This is a genomic window from Paenilisteria newyorkensis (assembly GCF_000766145.1).
Taxonomy (GTDB): Bacteria; Bacillota; Bacilli; order Lactobacillales; family Listeriaceae; genus Listeria_A; species Listeria_A newyorkensis.
The window spans coordinates 105,260-122,631 of sequence record NZ_JNFB01000046.1 but is presented as its reverse complement, the minus strand read 5'-3'; the positions used below and the strand labels follow the sequence as shown (position 1 = coordinate 122,631).

General features: G+C 43.4%; 17 protein-coding genes. 3 read left to right on the top strand and 14 right to left on the bottom strand.

What is annotated here, in order from left to right; all coding sequences use genetic code 11:
• Positions 1 to 128: 128 nt before the first annotated feature.
• The 5 genes from EP58_RS16315 to groES form a co-directional block, all read right to left on the bottom strand.
• Complete coding sequence (locus EP58_RS16315) at positions 129 to 2,072, bottom strand: LPXTG cell wall anchor domain-containing protein (RefSeq protein ID WP_036094959.1); 1,944 nt, start codon at positions 2,070 to 2,072, stop codon at positions 129 to 131.
• 56 nt (positions 2,073 to 2,128) lie between these two features.
• Positions 2,129 to 2,413: a hypothetical protein gene (locus tag EP58_RS16310; RefSeq protein ID WP_036094955.1), complete on the bottom strand. Its 285-nt coding sequence runs from the start codon at positions 2,411 to 2,413 to the stop codon at positions 2,129 to 2,131.
• 280 nt (positions 2,414 to 2,693) lie between these two features.
• Entirely contained in the window at positions 2,694 to 3,413 is a 720-nt protein-coding gene (locus tag EP58_RS16305) for an SDR family NAD(P)-dependent oxidoreductase (RefSeq protein WP_036094952.1), read from the bottom strand.
• A gap of 140 nt (positions 3,414 to 3,553) precedes the next feature.
• Positions 3,554 to 5,182 carry a chaperonin GroEL gene (groL, locus tag EP58_RS16300; RefSeq protein WP_036094949.1) on the bottom strand — a complete coding sequence of 543 codons (1,629 nt, stop codon included), beginning with the start codon at positions 5,180 to 5,182 and terminating at the stop codon, positions 3,554 to 3,556.
• A 281-nt stretch (positions 5,183 to 5,463) separates the two neighbouring features.
• Positions 5,464 to 5,757 carry a co-chaperone GroES gene (gene groES, locus EP58_RS16295; protein ID WP_036094948.1) on the bottom strand — a complete coding sequence of 98 codons (294 nt, stop codon included), beginning with the start codon at positions 5,755 to 5,757 and terminating at the stop codon, positions 5,464 to 5,466.
• Positions 5,758 to 6,000: 243 nt separating this feature from the next.
• Here groES and EP58_RS16290 point away from each other — a divergent pair, with 243 nt between their 5' ends.
• Both EP58_RS16290 and EP58_RS16285 read left to right on the top strand, forming a co-directional pair.
• Positions 6,001 to 6,687, top strand: coding sequence for a CPBP family intramembrane glutamic endopeptidase (locus tag EP58_RS16290; RefSeq protein WP_036094990.1), 687 nt, complete (start codon positions 6,001 to 6,003; stop codon positions 6,685 to 6,687).
• Positions 6,684 to 6,875, top strand: coding sequence for a YdiK family protein (locus EP58_RS16285; RefSeq protein ID WP_036082476.1), 192 nt, complete (start codon positions 6,684 to 6,686; stop codon positions 6,873 to 6,875). Before EP58_RS16290 ends, EP58_RS16285 begins: the two co-directional genes overlap by 4 nt.
• Positions 6,876 to 6,949: 74 nt before the next feature.
• On the opposite strand, the gene EP58_RS16280 is transcribed toward EP58_RS16285, so the two are convergent.
• Genes EP58_RS16280 through EP58_RS16265 form a run of 4 tightly spaced genes read right to left on the bottom strand, consistent with a single transcriptional unit; the run spans position 6,950 to position 9,980 of the window.
• Positions 6,950 to 7,372 carry a hypothetical protein gene (locus EP58_RS16280; protein ID WP_036094946.1) on the bottom strand — a complete coding sequence of 141 codons (423 nt, stop codon included), beginning with the start codon at positions 7,370 to 7,372 and terminating at the stop codon, positions 6,950 to 6,952.
• A 28-nt stretch (positions 7,373 to 7,400) separates the two neighbouring features.
• Positions 7,401 to 8,477, bottom strand: a complete 1,077-nt coding sequence (locus tag EP58_RS16275; RefSeq protein ID WP_036094945.1) for a DNA glycosylase AlkZ-like family protein — start codon at positions 8,475 to 8,477, stop codon at positions 7,401 to 7,403.
• Between the two features lie 2 nt (positions 8,478 to 8,479).
• Positions 8,480 to 9,304, bottom strand: a complete 825-nt coding sequence (locus EP58_RS16270) for an aminoglycoside 6-adenylyltransferase (RefSeq protein ID WP_255309575.1) — start codon at positions 9,302 to 9,304, stop codon at positions 8,480 to 8,482.
• Positions 9,305 to 9,338: 34 nt separating this feature from the next.
• Positions 9,339 to 9,980 (bottom strand): redox-sensing transcriptional repressor Rex, encoded by a 642-nt coding sequence (locus EP58_RS16265; RefSeq protein WP_036094942.1) that lies wholly within the window; start codon positions 9,978 to 9,980, stop codon positions 9,339 to 9,341.
• Positions 9,981 to 10,357: 377 nt separating this feature from the next.
• On the opposite strand from EP58_RS16265, the gene EP58_RS16260 reads away from it, so the two are divergent.
• Positions 10,358 to 12,304, top strand: a complete 1,947-nt coding sequence (locus EP58_RS16260; RefSeq protein WP_036094940.1) for an ABC-F family ATP-binding cassette domain-containing protein — start codon at positions 10,358 to 10,360, stop codon at positions 12,302 to 12,304.
• A gap of 306 nt (positions 12,305 to 12,610) precedes the next feature.
• Here EP58_RS16260 and EP58_RS16255 read toward each other — a convergent pair whose 3' ends face one another.
• The 5 genes from EP58_RS16255 to tsaE all read right to left on the bottom strand — a co-directional run bounded on the left by EP58_RS16255 (position 12,611) and on the right by tsaE (position 17,305).
• The gene (locus EP58_RS16255; protein WP_036094939.1) at positions 12,611 to 14,581 is read right to left on the bottom strand and encodes a KUP/HAK/KT family potassium transporter; all 1,971 of its coding nucleotides are present in this window, start codon (positions 14,579 to 14,581) and stop codon (positions 12,611 to 12,613) included.
• 115 nt (positions 14,582 to 14,696) lie between these two features.
• Positions 14,697 to 15,722, bottom strand: coding sequence for a tRNA (adenosine(37)-N6)-threonylcarbamoyltransferase complex transferase subunit TsaD (tsaD, locus tag EP58_RS16250; RefSeq protein WP_036094938.1), 1,026 nt, complete (start codon positions 15,720 to 15,722; stop codon positions 14,697 to 14,699).
• Complete coding sequence (rimI, locus tag EP58_RS16245; RefSeq protein ID WP_036094935.1) at positions 15,719 to 16,165, bottom strand: ribosomal protein S18-alanine N-acetyltransferase; 447 nt, start codon at positions 16,163 to 16,165, stop codon at positions 15,719 to 15,721. Before rimI ends, tsaD begins: the two co-directional genes overlap by 4 nt.
• Positions 16,158 to 16,847 (bottom strand): tRNA (adenosine(37)-N6)-threonylcarbamoyltransferase complex dimerization subunit type 1 TsaB, encoded by a 690-nt coding sequence (gene tsaB / locus EP58_RS16240; protein ID WP_241481030.1) that lies wholly within the window; start codon positions 16,845 to 16,847, stop codon positions 16,158 to 16,160. Before tsaB ends, rimI begins: the two co-directional genes overlap by 8 nt.
• On the bottom strand, positions 16,847 to 17,305 hold the full coding sequence (gene tsaE, locus EP58_RS16235; RefSeq protein WP_036094931.1) for a tRNA (adenosine(37)-N6)-threonylcarbamoyltransferase complex ATPase subunit type 1 TsaE: 459 nt from the start codon (positions 17,303 to 17,305) through the stop codon (positions 16,847 to 16,849). The genes tsaB and tsaE overlap by 1 nt, the downstream gene beginning before the upstream one ends.
• Positions 17,306 to 17,372: the final 67 nt, after the last annotated feature.

Genomic DNA, 17,372 nt, shown 5'->3' with positions numbered 1-17,372 from the left:
TCATTGTACCAAAAAAGAAAAACTGCATAAACAATGAACCTAGGATTCATTATTTACACAGTTTATTTTACACTCCCGGATTCATTATCTACACAGTTTATTTTACACTCCGTCAAGAGATTCTTTGCTTACTTTAAACTACCTTTCTCCACGCGCTTATGTCTTCTTATATAAATTGCGGAAAGCACGGTCATAATCCCGGCTAAGATACTAGTAATGACTGAGGCTGAATCCCCTGTAGCTGGCAACTTTTCCTTTCCAATTGTCTCTTTTTGCATACTGGATGAGGGGCTATTGGGTTTAAGAGCAGGCTTTATATCTCCCTGTTTTCCATCTATTTTTACTTCATCTGGATGGCTATTAACTATTTTTTTTGAGGGATCAATTGCTGCTTGATTTACGCCTGTTTTCAAGCTTGTTTCTGCTCCATCGCTAAATAGGTTATCCACCGTTTCTTTCGCTTCTGCTTTCTTTGTTTCATCTTCTGTTTGTGCTGTTAGCAGGTTTTGGGCTTTTTCAATTCGCTCTTTGAGCGCTGTTTTTGCCTCACCTTCTGGTAACTTTTCTACTAGCTTCTTCGCTTCTTCAATTGCTGCCTGGTTTACGCCTGTTTTCAAACTTGTTTCTGTTTCATCGCTAAACAGGTTGTCCACCGTTTCTTTCGCTTCTGCTTTCTTTGTTTCATCTTCTGTTTGTGCTGTTAACAGGTTTTGGGCTTTTTCAATTCGCTCTTTGAGTGCTGTTTTGACTTCACCTTCTGGTAACTTTTCTACTAGTTCTTTCGCTTCTTCAATTGCTGCCTGGTTTATGCCTGTTTTCAAACTTGTTTCTGTTTCATCGCTAAACAGGTTGTCCACCGTTTCTTTCGCTTCTGCTTTCTTTGTTTCATCTTCTGTTTGTGCTGTTAACAGGTTTTGGGCTTTTTCAATTCGCTCTTTGAGTGCTGTTTTGACTTCACCTTCTGGTAACTTTTCTACTAGTTCTTTCGCTTCTTCAATTGCTGCCTGGTTTACGCCTGGTTTCAAACTTGTTTCTGTTTCATCGCTAAATAGGTTATCCACCGTTTCTTTCGCTTCTGCTTTCTTTGTTTCATCTTCTGTTTGTGCTGTTAGCAGATTTTGGGCTTTTTCAATTCGCTCTTCCAGCGCTATTTTTGCTTCACCTTCTGGTAAATTTTCTACTAGTTCTTTCGCTTCTTCAATTGCTGCCTGGTTTACGCCTGGTTTCAAACTTGTTTCTGTTTCATCGCTAAATAGGTTATCCACCGTTTCTTTCGCTTCTGCTTTCTTTGTTTCATCTTCTGTTTGTGCTGTTAGCAGATTTTGGGCTTTTTCAATTCGCTCTTCCAGCGCTATTTTTGCTTCACCTTCTGGTAAATTTTCTACTAGTTCTTTCGCTTCTTCAATTGCTGCCTGGTTTACGCCTGGTTTCAAACTTGTTTCTGTTTCATCGCTAAACAGGTTATCCACCGTTTCTTTCGCTTCTGCTTGCAGCTCTACTAATTTTATTTCAAATAAATCCTGCGCTGTTGCAATACGATTCAATAATGTTGTTTTTATCTCTCTATCAGGTAGTGCCTCTACTAATTCCCTTGCTTCATCGATATCTACTTGCTCTATTCCTTCGTTCAATTCTGTGTCTGTTATGTCTACAAACAGCCTCGCTACTGTATCTTCACCATTATCAAGTACAATCGTTCTATCCTCATACAACGTTCCATCGAGATTCACTTCAACCCTGATTGGGATTCCAGCCTCTGACAGCCATGATGCCATATCTTGACTTTCCCAAAGACCATGTTCATTTACAATAGGTTTATTAGCAAGTCTATACTCACTTCCTAATACAAGCAAGAAGATTGTTACTTCACTACCAACAGGCCCTTGCCCTTTAATAATTTTATCACCTTGGACAATAGTTGATATTTTAAATTCATCTGTGATTTCTGCTGCTTCCGCAAATTTATTTGTAAAATTCAAAGGAGTTTGTACTATTGTATTAGAAGATGAGACAATTCCAGTTACTAGTGTAGCACCTACCAGAAATTTCTTGACTAATTTTTTTTCACCCATATAAAATTCCTCCATTCGTATTCCATACATTGCTTAAAATTAGACTATATGTTCACTCATTTTATATTTATATTAGTTGTATCACGTGGGTACTTATAAGGTGCTAAGCTATCCTCTAACTTGCTGACCAATAATTTACTATTGATATCCAAAATAATTATATTGACTAGTTCTCCAACTGGGGATGTAGTATTTAAATCTAACTTGTCATCTGCTCGATTTTCAGCGGGTTGCACAATATTAGAGCTTGCAAAAACTTGTACTGGTGTAATAATTGCTGTCAAAGTCACTACCGCGATTGCCATTAACTTCCCAAATTTCTTTAAACTATCTTTTATCAAAAAAACCATCTCCTACTTCATTTATTTTAAAATAAGGATTTGTTCTTTGCCTTAGCTGTTTTCTGAATCGCTATTACATAAATAATTATAGTATATTCCTTCTTTCAAATTTGTCCTTTCCTGGTGTTAATTGTTCCTTTGATGTCATTTCTATATGTAGCTTTTCTGTTATTCTTACCAATGTTTTAGCAGTACAACCAAAAAAGAACCCATTGATAATGCCCACTTTGGCAATTAAAAACAGGTTCTTAATATAATATTTTTCTTACTGTAGTTAAATTTAGAACAAGCCACCATTATAATCAGCAGTTTTACCATTGAAATTAATAATCTCGCTATTATGATTTTTACCATCGAAAATGATATCGGTAATTAGTTTCCCAGCTTCCGGAACTGTCTTCATGAAATCGCCTGTCATGTTGCCGTTCAGGTCTGTCGTTACTCCACCGGGCATGATTCCAAAGATTTCGAGTGATTTTTCTGCGGTTATAAAATTCTGTGCAAAGCTTTGCATCATGGCATTCAGTGCCGCTTTACTTGTCTTGTATGCGAACGGGTTGAAGAAGTCGGACATGCCAATCGGTATCGTGATGTTTAAAATTCGTCCGTTGTTTGCTTCAAGCGTTGGTAGGAGTTGTTGCGTTAAGTCGAACGTACCGAAAACATTGGTTTCCATGACTTCTCTTAGCTCGTTTACCGTGAATTCGGAACCTGGCTTTCTCATGTCACCGGGAATTGCGGCGTTATTAATGAGCATCGCGAGGTCTGGATGTTCTGATTTAATCGTGTTTACCGCCGCCGAAATCGTTTCGTGATTCTGTAAATCAATGTTTACGTATGTTGCGTCAATGCCTTTCGTTTTGAGCTCATCAGTCGCTGCAAGTCCACGGCTCGCGTCACGCGCACCTAGCAAAATCGTCCAGCCGTTTTCCCCCATCTGATACGCGATTTCTTTACCAATTCCTTTGTTTGCACCTGTGATAAAAACTTTTTTTGTCATCGTTTGTCTCCTCCTAGTCTTTATGTCGCTTTCACTATAAACCTAATTTGGCTGGTTTTCAAATTTTAGAACAGAAAGAAGCTCCCGATGAGATAAAAAATCCAATCGAGAGCTTCCTACTATTAATATTGCGCGAACGACTACATCATGCCGCCCATTCCACCCATTCCCATATCAGGAACGCCGCCGCCAGCGTTTTCGTCTGGACGGTCTGCAACGACTGCTTCTGTTGTAAGAAGAAGTGCTGCTACGGATGATGCGTTTTGTAATGCGGAACGGGTTACTTTTGTTGGATCGACAATGCCTGCTTCGATCATGTTTACCCATTCGCCGTTTGCTGCGTTGAAGCCTACGCCGATTTTTTCGTTTTTCAAGCGTTCTACGATAACGGAGCCTTCTAAGCCTGCGTTATGCGCGATTTGGCGAACTGGTTCTTCTAGTGAGCGAAGAACGATTTTCACGCCTGTTGCTTCGTCGCCTGTTGCTTCGATCGCTGCGACTTTGTTGTATACGTTGACAAGGGCTGTACCACCACCGGATACGATTCCTTCTTCAACGGCTGCACGTGTAGAGTTTAGCGCGTCTTCAATGCGAAGTTTACGTTCTTGTAATTCAGTTTCTGTTGCTGCGCCGACTTTAACGACCGCAACACCACCTGCTAATTTCGCAAGACGTTCTTGTAGTTTCTCTTTGTCAAACTCGGATGTTGTTTCTTCCATTTGGGCGCGTAATTGGTTCACACGAGTCGAGATTTGTGGGCTGTTTCCAGCGCCCTCTACGATTGTTGTTGCTTCTTTTGTGACCATGACTTTAGCCGCGTTACCAAGTTGTTCCATTGTTGTTGTTTTCAGCTCTAAGCCTAGTTCTTCGGTGATTACTTGGCCGCCAGTTAGGATACTGATATCTTCTAGCATCGCTTTACGACGATCGCCGAATCCTGGTGCTTTCACTGCGACAACATTGAACGTACCGCGTAATTTATTTAAAACGAGCGTTTGTTGCGCTTCGCCTTCTACGTCTTCTGCGATAATAAGAAGTGGGCGATTTTGCTGAACCACTTGCTCTAAAATTGGCAGGATTTCTTGCGTGTTGTTGATTTTTTTGTCGGTGATTAAGATATATGGATTTTCCAAAACGGCTTCCATTTTATCTGGATCAGTCACCATGTACGGGCTCGAGTAGCCACGATCAAACTGCATACCTTCTACTACGTCCAGTTCCGTTGCAAAACCTTTAGACTCTTCAATCGTGATAACGCCATCGTTTCCAACGCGTTCCATGGCTTCTGCGATCAGTTGACCGACTTCTTCGTCGCCTGATGAGATTGCAGCAACTTGAGCGATCGACTCTTTGCCTTCGATTGGTTTTGAGATTTCTTTTAGTTCTGTGATTGCTGTGGCTACGGCGCGCTCGATTCCGCGACGAATTCCAACTGGGTTAGCGCCAGCTGTGACGTTTTTTAGGCCTTCTTGAATCATCGCTTGTGCTAAAACAGTCGCCGTTGTTGTTCCGTCACCGGCAACGTCATTTGTTTTGCTAGCTACTTCGGATACTAATTTTGCACCCATATTTTCAAAAGGATCTTCGAGTTCGATTTCTTTCGCGATCGTTACGCCATCATTTGTGATCAGCGGTGAACCGAATTTCTTTTCCAATACGACATTGCGTCCTTTTGGTCCGAGTGTTACTTTTACAGCGTTTGCTAATTGATCGACACCACGAAGCATTGCGCGGCGTGCGTCTTCACTAAATTTAATATCTTTTGCCATTTTTATGATTCCTCCTAATCTAAATTCAGCTTCCTTATTTCCCAGTCCAGCTTCATCGGCTAACTCCTCGAAAACTTCACGCCCTCCACAAAAACCAAGTTCAGGTTTTCATTGCGGCCGCTCCAGTTTTTTTTCGGAGCTGAACGAGCCGATTCAGCTTCCTTATTTCCCAGCCCAGCTTCAAGAGCCAGCCTCTCGAAATTTTCGGTGCCTCCGCAAAAACCAAGTTCAGGTTTCCACTGCGCCCCCTAACAAATTTTTTCGAGGCTAGCAGGCTCTTTTCAGCTTTCTATTTTTACGACTGCCAATATATCCGATTCTCTCACAATCAAGTAATCTTTCCCGTCATACGTGACTTCTGTGCCTGAGTATTTGGAGAAAATAATGTGATCTTGTTCTGCGACTTCTAGTGCTACTGTGTCGCCGTTATCTAATACGCGGCCGCTTCCGACTGCTACGACTTTACCTTCTTGTGGCTTTTCTTGCGCCGAATCTGGTAGTACGATACCACTTGCCGTTTTCTCTTCTGCTTCCAAAACTTCGATAATAACGCGATCTCCTAATGGTTTTAACAATTAAAACAACCTCCTCAAGTCTATGTTTATGATTTTTAGCACTCTTAACATTAGAGTGCTAACCCACTTCTTATATTATAAAAAATGCGCGGAAAATGCAAGTATTTGCACCTAAAAATAGAGAGGCTTCTTCTGCATATCGCATCCCCGTTGTTGCTTGTTCCCCCAATAATTAGTACAATAGGGAAATGAGATAAATGGCAGGCATTTGTACTGTCTATGTATTTGAAAGGTCGTGTTATTTTGAATAGACGTTATTGGTATGTGCTACTTACATACTTCGCTGCTTATTTTTCATCCCTCATTGGCGCTCCGATTTTGATGGGCATTTTACGTGCAGCAACTGATTTATCGGATAAGCAGCTCATCACGTACGCCTCGGTTTATTGGAGTGTTTTCAGTAACTTAGTGGCCGTGATCATTATCTGGATGTTGCTTCGAAAACAACCGCGAACGACTAAAATCGAAAAAGGAGAACCTGCTTCTGTCGGGAAAAGTGTCGCTTATGCGGTGCTCGGTTTCGTCGCACTGCTTTTCGGTCAATCGATATCTGTTTTCATCATGGGATTATTTGGAATAAGCGGCCTCTCTCCGAATACTGAGATGCTCGGAGAACTAGCTCGTGCTGTGCCATTGATGATTGTCTTCACGTCGATTTTAGCGCCAATTTTGGAAGAAATCGTTTTTCGGAAAATTATTTTCGGAGGCTTGGCGTCACGGATGAACATTCACGTTGCGGCTGTGATTAGCTCTGTTTTCTTCGGATTGATGCATATGGATTTGACGTTTTTACTCGTCTACGTCGTGATTGGGCTGATTCTGTGCTATATTTATACGAAAACGAAACGAATCGCGGTGCCGATTGCCGCGCATATGTTGATGAACGTGCTCGCGATGGTTGGCCAATTTATGTTAGGAGGCGGATCATGAAAAACCCTTTAGCTATGCAGGGCCTCATTTATTTAGTGCTTGCGATTGTCTTTACTTATTTCGCAATTAGCCAAGTGAATGCGAGTGGCTGGACGATTATGACGTATTTGATGATTGCGATGGCTACTGTTAATTTCGTGACTGGGATTAAGTTTGTAGCGATTGGTTTGACGAAGAAAAAAGAGTAGGACTTCTTGTTTAAATAATACAAAAAAGCTTGGAAAAAATCATTTAAGGTGATAGTTCCGAGCTTTCTTTGCATTTATTTTTGTATAATATTATTTAACGACGAAGGATTCTTGATAACAATTTCAGTTTTAAATACCGTGTTGACTGCATCCACTAAATCAATGACCCCTTGCCCTTCTGGATAGCCGAACTCCAATTCCTTGTCTACATAAAAGAAATCGATCATATAATCAATACTCGGTTTAAAACTAAGCATTGATTCAGCAAAAGAAAGTATAGATTCTCTTTCTTCCGTCGATAGCTCACGTCGCATACCGCATTTGGCTACAATATGATTACTATTCGGAATAAAATCATCATCCAAAATTTTTTCTCCAAAACTTTTAGGAGCTTTAGAGAAAGTATCTATTAATAAAAGATATGCGACATCGTCAAATTCGATGGAAAACTTAAACAGTTCACTGCTATCAGTCAGTAACAATCTTTCAAAATCCATTATAAAAATCTCCCCTAGTAACAATTGATTAGAAATTCATAGTAAAACTTTCATATTGAATTTCAGTGGCTTGTTTTTCTAAGCGTGATGCAAAACGCTCCAATTCTTGCTTGATTTCCGTCTCGAGAGAGGCTTTTTCAAAATAGGTAATGGTGAATTGTAGGGTTTCTTTTTTCCATTCGTATTTCCATAATCCGATGGCGCGGTTTTCTGCTACGATAATCGCCGAGCAGTGACCATTGACTGTCCAGGCTGATTTTCGCTGGGCTTCGGTCATGATCCATGTTGGGTCTTTGTAGGCGATTAGGGATTGGTCGAATTTTCCTGATAAAAATACTTTTTCGGATGCTGGTACGGTTTTTTCGCCTTTTAGTGCGTGATAGGTTTGGCCTTCTAGCGTGAATGTGTCGAGTTCTGTTGCCAATCTTGTTATTGCTGGCTTTATTTCGCCGATGTTCAAACCACTCCAATGCCTGAAATCGTCCCAAGTTGCGGGGCCGTATCCTGCTAAATAGCGACGTATCAATGTCATCAGTGCCTCGATATCTTTCTCAGGGTCGCTCGTCCACTTTTTATAATTGCCTAATCGCATGCGGTGACTGTAATTTCTAATCGTATCGCTCGATGGTAGCAAATATAAAATGCCTCGTATCGCGGCTTGGGCAATGATTGCGGATCTGACCTGCGCGGAATAATCGCCAATAATCGCTTCCAGTTCCTTGCGACTCACCACTTCTTGCCCTCTTCCAAGCTTGTCTATTTCCGCCAAAATTGCTTCCAAATCAATGCCTTCTTTTTTACAAAGTCGGTGTACGATGTTCGTCCGTGTGCCAAAAACGCGGAACACCATTTCCCAATCTGCTGCTAAAAAAGTGTGGAGTGTTAATCGGTTGGCCCAGATTTTTATGACTTGCGCGTCTTCGAAAAACTGTTCTGCGTCGCGCCAACGCATGTCTACGTGTTGTAAAAAATTCACGAGTGCTGGTTGGTGGTTTTGCGATTGCAGGGCGATTGCTTGGTTCATGAATGTTGTTGAATCGGCGAACGGTTCGTCCATTCCTAATTTGTGTAGCCGTATTTGCGTTATTTCTGCTTTTGTGAACAAAATTATCCCTCCTGTATGCCGCGTAATAAGTGCTTCATTCCTTCTATTTTAGCTGTTGGGAGCTCGAATTGGTAGTGTTTCCTGATAAAATCGGTGACTTCTTCAAATATCGAGATTTCTTCCCACATGGCTTGCCAGTTTGCTTCCAATGAATAGTCGGCAAAAATCGATGGTAAGCGGTTGAAATACACGGGATCGAGCCAAGTTTCCATTTTGCGACCTGAAAAAGAGGGATTTCGCTCGGTGATGCGGGCTTGTTCTTCTAACATTGGCAAAAGATAATTCGCGCGGATGCCTGCTTGGATGTCTTGCACAAACCAGATTTCTTTGCGTTTTAGGAATTTTGCAACGTAATGTAACTCGAACCAGAACTCGTTCACGATTCGGTTGAAATCAGCTTTTTCCATCGCGAGTTTCGTTTTTTCACGGACGCATCGCTTGATTTGCTGGGTGTATGCGCCTTTATCTAGCAGTATTTCCATTTTTTCATAGTACGGGAAAGGATTATCTAGATAGGTGATCGGCCAGAAGGAAAAATCGACTTTGATGCCGTTTTGGAAGATGACGAGCTGGGTTGCGATTTCGCCGGCTGGTGTGTCCATATGTAGCTGGTTTTCGATAAGTACATCGCCGATTTCTGCGAGCCATTCTACTGTTTTTCCGAACGGAACTTCTCCGGTGAACCAGACGTTGATGTCTAAGTCTGATAGGGCATCTACGTCTTGCTTTTTCGCGAGCGAACCTTCTAGTACGAGCGCACAGACTTGATTTTGGTGCTGTGCCCACGTGACAATTTTTTTAAGCATAGTGGCTTTCCTCCTCGCCAAAAAGAGCCAAACATCGCGTCTGGCTCTTCGGTTATTATTTGTTTGGATAGTTTTCTAGGAAGTAAATCAGTGTTTGTAGTTCGGTTGTTAGATCGATGTGATGCACGCGCACGTGTTTTGGTACGCTGATACGTGCTGGTGTAAAGTTCAGAATGCCTTTCACATCGGCTTCTAGCAAGCGATCTACGGTTGTTTGTGCTTCATCGGATGGCACGGTTAAAATAACGACTTCGACTTTGTTCTCCTTCAGCAAATCTTGCATATCGTTTAAGTGGAAAATTGGAATGTCTTGTTGCACCGTTCCAACTTTGTTTGCATCGACGTCAAACGCCGCGACAATTTTTATATTATTATTTTTCATGAAATTGTAGTGTAATAGTGCGGTCCCCAAATTACCGACACCGATAATGGCTACGTTCGTTTGCTTGTCTTGGCTCAGCGTCTTGCTAAAGAAGTCCAAAATATAGGACACATTATAGCCGTAACCTTTCTTGCCAAGTGCTCCAAAATAGGAGAAATCGCGACGAATCGTTGCTGAATCAACTTTCACAGCCTCGCTTAATTCTGCGGATGATACGCGTTCTTTTCCTGACTCATGCAAATACTTTAAATAGCGGTGGTAAAGCGGCAAACGCTTTGCTGTGGCTTGTGGAATCTTGCCCGTTTCCTCGATCATGTTTGTTTCCCTTCTTCCTTTTGATTTGTAAGTGGACGGTGGCTTTCGCACGCCATCCTTGTGCTACTAAACATGGAGATATAACAAAAACGATTGCGCTAATTCGTATCGTTGTTCATTTCACATGCTTGCTTATTCACTATAAACATTTCACATAGATTTCACAATGTTTTTGCTCAAATGATATGTTACTATTTTGTTACAACGCTTGTTGGATTCCATTATACAGCAAAAGATGTTATATTGCTAGTTATTTCACAAGATTGAGTTTGTGAATTCTATTATCGTAAGCGTTTCCTTTCTCAAGACATTGCTTCTCTCCTTGCTTTGCGATAAACTAAGAAGAGACGGATTTTGAGATGAAGGAGAATTTAAAAATGATACTTTTACAAGTACAACAGATTGTCAAAAATTTTGGCGCTGAAACGATATTAGAAAATATAAAATTAGAAGTGCAGACGAATGATCGGATTGCGCTGGTTGGTCGGAATGGTGCGGGGAAATCGACGCTTTTGAAAATTATTGCTGGGCAGATTAGTTATGATAGCGGCACGATTTCAAAGCCGAAGCATGTCCAGATTGGCTATTTGGCGCAAAATACTGGCCTTGAGTCTTCGAAAACGATTTGGAATGAAATGCTGGATGTTTTCACAGGGCTTCGGGCGATGGAGCAAGATTTACGCGCGCTTGAGGAACGGCTTGGCGACCCTGCTATTTATGAGAACAAGGAGCAGTACGAGCAAACAATGAAGGAATACGATTCGTTGCAGCACGCGTTTAAGGAACAAGGTGGATACCAATATGAGGCGGATATTCGCTCGGTCTTGCACGGTTTGCGTTTTTTCGAGGCGGATTATGAGAAACTGATTGCGTCGCTTAGTGGTGGCCAAAAAACGCGGCTTGCTTTGGCAAAACTACTTCTGGCGCGACATGATATTCTGATTCTCGATGAGCCGACAAACCATCTGGACATCGCGACGCTTTCTTGGCTTGAGTCCTATTTGCAGAATTACAAAGGCGCGCTACTCATCGTTTCGCATGACCGGTATTTCTTGGATAAAGTGGTGAATCAAGTGTACGAAATTAGTCGCACGCAGATTGATCGCTACGTTGGGAATTATTCGCGTTACCTCGTTCAGAAGCAGGCAAAATTGGAGCAGCAATGGAAGGAATTCGATAAACAACAGGAGAAAATCGCGAAATTGGAGGACTTTGTGGCGCGGAATATTGTTCGGGCTTCGACGACGAAACGCGCGCAGAGTCGCCGAAAACAGTTGGAGAAATTAGATCGGCTGGACCGTCCGCAAGGCAGTGAAAAGACGGCGCATTTTGGTTTCCAATTTGACCGTTCTAGTGGCAAGGATGTGCTCTTTGTGGAGGATTTGGCGATTGGTTATGCTGTCGATAAACGGGTTTCGGAAAAGCTAACTTTCGATATGAAGCGGCATGAAAGTATTGCGCTTGTTGGGCCAAACGGGATCGGGAAATCCACGTTGCTAAAAACATTGATTGGGGACATTCCGGCACTTTCTGGTGAATATCGCTTTGGTACCAACGTTCAGATTGGTTATTATGATCAAGAACAGGCGAAACTGGATTCCAATAAATCGATTTTGCATGAGCTTTGGGATGATTATCCTGATCTGAATGAACAAGCGATTCGCACAACACTAGGGAATTTTTTATTTTCCGATGATGATGTTTTGAAGGTGGTCAATACGCTTAGTGGTGGCGAAAAAGCGCGTGTTGCCCTCGCAAAATTGACGTTGATTGGCGCTAATTTACTGATTCTGGATGAGCCGACAAACCATTTGGATATTGAGAGCAAGGAAGTTCTCGAGGCTGCGTTGATTGATTTTGAAGGGACGATTTTGTTTGTGTCGCATGATCGGTATTTTATCAATCGAATTGCCTCGAAAATTGTCGAAATGCACCCGACGCGCGCGCAGGTTTACCTCGGCGATTATGATTACTATCAGGATAAAATCGCGGAGCAAAAAGAACATGCACGGCTTGATGCGTTGCAAAAACAACAGACGAATCCTGAGGAGAAGCAATTAGCAACGAACAAACAGGCGTATCATTTGGACAAGGAACAGCAAAAAGTGATGCGTCAGAAGAAGCGTAAATTGGACGAAATCGAGACGCGGATGGAAGAAACGGACCTCAAAATTAGTGAGATTGAGCAGGAATTGTTAGATCCGGCGGTTTATCAAAATCATGAAGCTGCTTATGAACGGACGGAGCAGCTAGACCTTCTGAAACAATCGAGTGAGAATTTGATGGAGGAATGGACGATTTTGAGTGAGGAACTGGAAGAATAGCAAAAAACGTGTCTGGTGCATAAGGCAAATAAATCGGCGACAAGCGCTCGCATTCAGGGGATTTGGCGGACTTCCGGTTCTGCTACGCAATACTTGCTACGTTTAACTTCTTGCATGGTCGAGGAAACTACCCTCTCCCTGCTTTCAGTCATCACATACACCAGTATGCTCCGCTTCCGGCTTCCACCAAATCCCCTGAATACAAACGCTTTCGCTCGATTTGTGTAAAGCAATATTTTCATCTTACCCAAAAATGAAGGGTAAGGCGATTTTATCTTGTTTGGAGTTATGTCCCAACCCCGTTTTTTAACTCCACTCGCGAATTTTCACGACTTTTTTCTTGGAGAGGTATAGTGGGACATTTTCTATTTGAACGTCGCTGTACTCTAGGCCAAACCAATTTTCTGGTGAGGTGGTGAATCGCTTTATGAACAGTTTACTCCGCATGATGACGCGTTGCCAATTCGTTAGATCGGCCTCGGTGCTCAGCTCGTCTTTTACGATAACGAAGCAGAAATCGCCGAGTGTTCGGCCGTTCTTCGCTGTATATTTCCGTTTTTGCTGGTCGAGTGCGCCTTTGGAAATGAGGTCTTTCGCGATTTGTTGGAGGAACACGTTGATATCTTGCTCGACGCGAAAACCTAGTTTCAATTGCACGCGAACCACGAAATCACTGTCAAAACTTTCGACCGTATAATACGCGGCGTAAGGCCCATCGACCACTTGAACGTTCACGAACCAATAGACATCGGCGCGCTTGGGACGTTTATCGAGAATCGAAGCCATGACTTCATGTTCGACGCGATATGGGTTACGGCTACTCGTCAGGTAAACCAGATTATGCGCAAATTTTGGATAGGCTGTATCGACTTTTAATTTGGCAAGCATCGGTACGAATTTTTTCAGGGAAACGTTTTTCACTAGTTTCGTTTTTAGTTGGTAACCGCTGAACCAGATGTACATGAGCGCCATGATGGCAACGGCCATGACAACGGCGACAAAGCCTCCGTGCATGAATTTCGCGGCGCTTGAGATGAAAAAGGCGAATTCGAGAACGCCAAATGTCATAAGAATCGCTGTCGTGACGAGTTTCGAGAACCCTTTTCGTAATAAGAATTGGAAAAGGAGTACCGTCGTCATCAGCATCGTGACGGTGATGGATAGGCCGTACGCTGCTTCCATGTGGGTCGAGTCTTGGAAATAGAGCACGACTCCTACGCAGGCAAGCCAGAGAACCGTTGTGACTGTTGGAATGTAGACTTGTCCTTTCGTCTCAGATGGATAACGGATGCTTAGGCGCGGTAATAAATTCAGTGCGATGGCTTCAGAAACGAGCGTGTAAGCCCCTGTTATCAGGGATTGTGAGGCGATGATAGCAGCCAGGGTCGCGATTAATACGCCGTACATGATGAACGATTCTGGCATACTTTGGAAAAATGGATTCACGAATGGGTCATCGGCATTTTTAAGTGAGATAATCCAAGCGCCCTGTCCGAAATAGTTGAGTAGTAGGCATACTTTGACGAATGGCCATGTGATGTAGATGTTTTTACGGCCGACGTGTCCTAAATCGGAATATAAGGCTTCGGCTCCTGTCGTGGCTAGGAATACGCTACCAAGGATGAGGAAGCCGGCTTTATTTTGATCGCTGAAAAGTAATTCTACGGCATAATATGGCGAAAATGCTCGGAAAATGGATAAGTCGCCCAAAATATTGATAATGCCTAACACGCCTAAAATGGAAAACCAGAGAAACATCGTTGGGCCGAAAATACGCCCGATAAACATGGTTCCGTAGCGTTGCATAAAGAAAATACCGCTAAGAATAACGATAACAATTGTGATAATAAGTGTGGTGTTTCCAGTGAATAGTGCGTCAAAGGCTGGAATTTCTTCTAATCCTTCAATCGCGGATGTTACGGTGACGGCTGGTGTCAAGACGCCGTCTGCGAGTAGGGCTGCCCCACCGATCATCGCGGGAATAACGAGCCATTTACCGCGTTTCCTGACCAAGGCGTATAGTGAAAATATACCACCCTCGCCGTGATTATCTGCTCGCAACGCAATGATGACGTATTTGATTGTCGTAAGCAACGTTAGCGTCCAAAAAATGAGCGATAAGGAGCCGATAATATAGTCCTCCGATACGTGATTTAGCCCGCCATTACTCGCGACAATCGACTTCATAACGTATAGAGGTGATGTCCCGATGTCTCCATAGACAATGCCGAGCGTCCCAATCGCCAGACCAATCCTAATTTTATCTTTTCTTTCCATATGTATCCTCCTCTTAAACGCTATACAACATGGACGTATTATACCACCATTCCAACCAAAAGACGAGTCTCATTCTATTCCTATTTTAAAAGGGCAGAATGAGACTCGTTTTCGCTTAATACGTATCTTCAAAAAGTAGGCCGGGACTTGCGTTCATCGTTAAATCGCCGTAGATTCCTTTTTCAAATAGGACGGTTCCAGCTGCTGCAATCATCGCTGCGTTGTCGCCGCATAGAGACAGTGGCGGGATGATGAGCTGGACATCCGGAATTTCTTTTGCGGTTTCCTTGATGAGGCGTTCTCGGAGGCCTTGATTCGCTGCAACGCCACCTGCTAGAAGGAGTTGCGTCACGTTGAATTCTTTTGCCGCGCGGATTGTTTTTGCCACGAGGACATCGACAACGCTTGCTTGGAAACTCGCGGCTAAATCGGCTTCATTGATTGGCATTTCTTTTTGACGTAGGTTGTGGACGGTGTTGATGAAGGAAGATTTCAGTCCGCTAAAACTAAAGTCGTAATCGGTTTCGTTCATCATTGCGCGCGGAAAATGGAATGTGTCTTCTCCGGTTGCTGCTAAACGGTCGATTTGGACGCCGCCTGGATAGGTTAAACCGAGTGTTCGCGCTACTTTGTCGTATGCTTCACCTGCTGCGTCATCTCGTGTTTCGCCGATGATTTCGAATTTGCCGTGCTCGTGCATGACGACGAGTTCGGTATGTCCGCCGCTCACGACGAGGGATAGGAGCGGGAATGTCATTTCGGTTTCGAAGCGGTTTGCGTAGATGTGGCCTGCGATGTGATGAACGCCGATGAGTGGTTTATTGTGAATGAACGCCAGTGTTTTGGCTGCGTTGACTCCAATGAGGAGTGCGCCTACGAGTCCTGGTCCTTCTGTAACAGCAATGGCATCGATATCGTTCATCGTGACGCCTGCCTGGGTTAATGCTTCTTCTAATACGATTGTGATTTGTTCGACATGATGACGGGAAGCGATTTCTGGAACAACGCCGCCAAACCGTTTGTGGCTCTCGATTTGTGATGCGATGACGTTCGACAGCATTTCTGTACCGTTTTTGACGACGGATGCTGCGGTTTCATCACAACTTGATTCGATGCCGAGTATTAAGATATCTTTTGTCATAATTCCACCCACATAACTAGCGCGTCTTCTTGATTATCCGGATAGTATTTTTTCCGAATCGCGCCATTTTTGAATCCAAATTTTTGATATAGTTGTTGTGCTTTTGTGTTTGATATGCGAACTTCAAGTGTTATTTTTGTCACGTTATTTTCTTGGGCGATGTGGATTAGTTCTGCCAGTAGCGCCCGACCGTAGCCGTTTCCTTGTTGATTGGGATGGATTGCGACATTGGTAATATGCCCTTCATCCAAAATCATCCAGACACCGGCATATCCGATAATCGCCTCCTCCTGCTCCGCGACAATATAGTGCGCATACTGATTCGTGTAAAACTCATTTCGAAACGCTTTCTCGGTCCACGGGGAGCTGAATACGGCGTTTTCGATGCGGAGTAGGCTTTTGACATCGGCAATGGTAGCTTGGCGAAAAGTAACCTCAGTCATGTTTGTTCGCCTCGAGCCACTTGCTTTCTGCTTCCGCGAGTTTCAGGTAAGTTGGGACAAAAGAATGCGCTGGAACGCCGTCTTTATGTTGCGCTAATTCGCCAAGAAAAGCGGGTCGTGGATAGCAAAGTGCTGCCTCAGCAATCGTTGCACGCGCTCCGAGTTGTCCTGTGATTTCTTCTTGAAAATGTACTGCGCCGTCCCCGATGAAAAGCACATCCGATTTCGCGTCCAGACCCGCCAGTAAATCCTCAAAACTAACATGCTGATCCGGTTTTAGTGTCGCGAGTCCTGCTGCTTCTTTTTTGTAAATGCCCGCGTACACATTGCCACGACGCGCATCCATGATTGGTATAATCAGCCCATCAAAAAAGCGCCCATTTTGCGCCATCAGGACTAGACTTGAAACACCAACGAGCGGAATTTGTAAGTCCCAAGCCATCGTTTTTGCGACTGTCACTCCGATTCGAAGGCCTGTATAGGAACCCGGTCCTTCCGCGATCGCGATTTTCGTCAACGCTTGCGGTGTCACATCGCATTCCTTCATTAACTCCGCAATCGCCGGCAATAATCGAACGCTGTGATTTTTTTTCAAATTGGTGACGAATTCTCCTATTACCTTGCCGTCGCGCCATATGCTAACGCCCAGTGTATCATTCGACGTATCTATCCCAAGTATTATCATTCTCCAAAAACCTCCGAACAAAGTGCTTCGTATCGTGCTCCAACTGGCTCTATTTCAAGCGTACGCTCGTTTTCTGCGACATGCTTCAAGGTGATGCGTATATATTTATCCGGAAGATCCCGTTCGATAAAGTGGGCCCATTCCACAACGGAAACACCATTCCCTTGGAAATATTCATCCAGTCCGAGATCATCTTCCGCATCTTCCAACCGGTAAACATCCATATGGTAAAGCGGCAAGCGTCCTTTTGTATATTCACGAACAATGGTAAACGTCGGGCTCTTGACCATTTGCGGTATCTCCAGACCTTCCGCGAGTCCTTTTGTAAACGTGGTTTTCCCCGCTCCGAGGTCCCCTTCTAGCAAAAGAACATCGCCAGATTGCAGTTTGGTGCCAATTTTCTTCGCTAATTCACGCGTGATTGATTCATTTGTTGTTTCTATTTTATAATTCATCGCTTCACCTTTTTTATCATTTTCTGTACATATCATACCATAAAAAATAGGACTGGTCAGCAATACT